Genomic DNA, 2303 nt, shown 5'->3' with positions numbered 1-2303 from the left:
AGATGTGTATAAGAGACAGTGTCAGTACTCTCTCTCTGGCGAGTGGCGCAACCGTGACCATTGATTCACAAAATGTCAGTGATTTTTCTACTGCGATTAATGGTGGCGCTGGAAGTGAGGGCCTTGCGTTAGTCAATGGTGGAACTTTTGATTTTAGCACCACCAATGTGTCCAGCGTTGAAAATATTGCTTTGGGTTCTAACAGTGTATTTTCCGTTACAATTCCTGATAACTTTTCATCAAATGGTGGCAGTGTCACAGTCACCAATTCATCTGGTTCAGCAATCAGTGCAGGGGTTACGATTAATGCAGCGTCACTCGCTGGAGATAGCTTGGTGATCTCTGCAACCGATTTAACGGGTAACGATACAATTACAGGTGGTGACAGCGCAGATACCATTAGACCGGGGGCTGGAACGGACTCAATGACAGGTAATGGGGGCAATGATACGTTTATCGGTAGTGCGTCAGACTTGAATGGAGATACCATCGCAGACCTCGCTGTGGGTGACATTATAACTCTCACTGGCGTGACAGGCTTGACGACTAATAACGTTCGTTTTAATGGCAATGGCACCCTGCAAGTTGATACCGATGCAACTGATTTTGCCAGTGTTGAAACCGCTTTAACGCTTTCAAACTTGCCTGGCGCAAGCTTGGACTTTACGGTTGCTGATAGTGGTGCCAATACTGTCATAACAATGATTGCAGCAAATGATACGCCTGTTTTCAGCGCATTGAATGGACTATCAACGTTTATTGAAAATGGCTCTGCGGTAGCGATTGATAGCGATGTAACCATTGCTGATACGGAGCTTGATGCCCTTAATGGGGGAGTCGGTAATTATAATAATGGTAGTTTAACGATTTCGAGAAATGGCGGCGCCAATGCGCAAGATGTTTTTGCGAATCTGAGTCTTTTAGGGACCCTGACCCAAGGCAGTACGTTTACCTACAATGGCATCAGTGTGGGGACTGTGACCACTAACTCGGCGGGTACTTTGGTCCTGACGTTTAATACCAGTGCGACCTCAGCAATTGTCGACGGGGTTATTCAGTCTATTTCTTACGCCAATACTTCCGAAGATCCACCTTCAAGTGTCACGCTCGACTATACATTTAATGATGGTACTGCAAACAGTACTGGTACCAACCAAGCTGTGGTCAATATTACAGCACAAAATGATGCGCCCACTGATATTACGCTTTCGGCGAACAGTATCAATCAATCCGCAACAGGCGCTGCAACCAATGTGGGTAGCCTGTCCTCCACCGATTTGGATAGTGGTGATAGCCATACATATACTCTGGTCACCAGTGGCAGCAGCGCCAGTGGAACGTGCTCTGCTAATTCTGGGAACAGCAGTTTTCAGATCAGCGGTTCAAATTTACAAACTCAATCCGCCCTCACAGCCGGTAACTACATTGTTTGTCTGCAAACGAATGATGGCACGACAACATTCCAAAAATCGTTTACTGTGACGGTATCAGATGATGTGGCGCCCAATGCCCCGTCGACGCCTGATTTGGACTCTGGCTCTGATTCCGGCGGATCAAGTACTGACAACTATACGTCTGATACCACGCCAACATTTAGCGGTACGGCTGAGTCTGGCAGTACCGTAAGACTCTACAGTGACCAGTCTGGCAATACGGTCATTGGTAGCGCTACCGCGACAGGCGGAAATTGGCAAATTACGGCGACCACCTTGTCTGCCACTACCCATGCGATTACAGCCAAAGCAACGGATGCGAGCAGCAATGAAAGCAGCGCCTCGAGTGCTTTGAATGTGACCATTGATACGTCAGCACCCAACGCACCCAGCGTACCAGATCTCTTCGCAACCAGTGACTCTGGTTCGTCAAATACAGATAATATTACCAATGATACGACCCCAACTATTACAGGCACAGGCACAACTGGGGACACCATTAACCTCTCGTCCAATTTAGATGGCAACATCGGCAGCACCACTGTGTCAGGAGGGGCTTGGAGTATCACAACTTCTACTTTACAGGCTGGCAGCCACAGCATCTCGGCGCAATCCATTGACAATGCGGGGAATTCTACGAATGCTGCTGGCAACTTATCACTGACTTTGGATACCCAAGCACCCAGTGGACATAGTGTCGCATTCGGTGATTCAGCTTATTCCAATGCAGAGAAAGGAGCGGCATCATTTAGCTTTACCGGTGCCGAAGTGGGGGCAACTTACAGTTATACGATTTCGAGCAGTCACGGTGGCACCAATGTCACGGGCAATGGCACGGTGACATCAGCCACACAGCAGCTAAGTAATTTA

At 48.1% G+C, this 2303-nt stretch carries 1 protein-coding gene; it reads left to right on the top strand.

The features are described from left to right. On the top strand, nt 1–2303 hold a 2303-nt coding region (locus tag L1286_RS12445; protein ID WP_235407378.1), incomplete at both ends, for a beta strand repeat-containing protein.

The organism is Pseudoalteromonas sp. SMS1, assembly GCF_021530565.1.
In the GTDB taxonomy this organism is placed as follows: Bacteria; Pseudomonadota; Gammaproteobacteria; order Enterobacterales; family Alteromonadaceae; genus Pseudoalteromonas.
The sequence above is the reverse complement of the archived record's forward strand: the minus strand, read 5'-3'. Positions and strand labels throughout refer to the sequence as shown.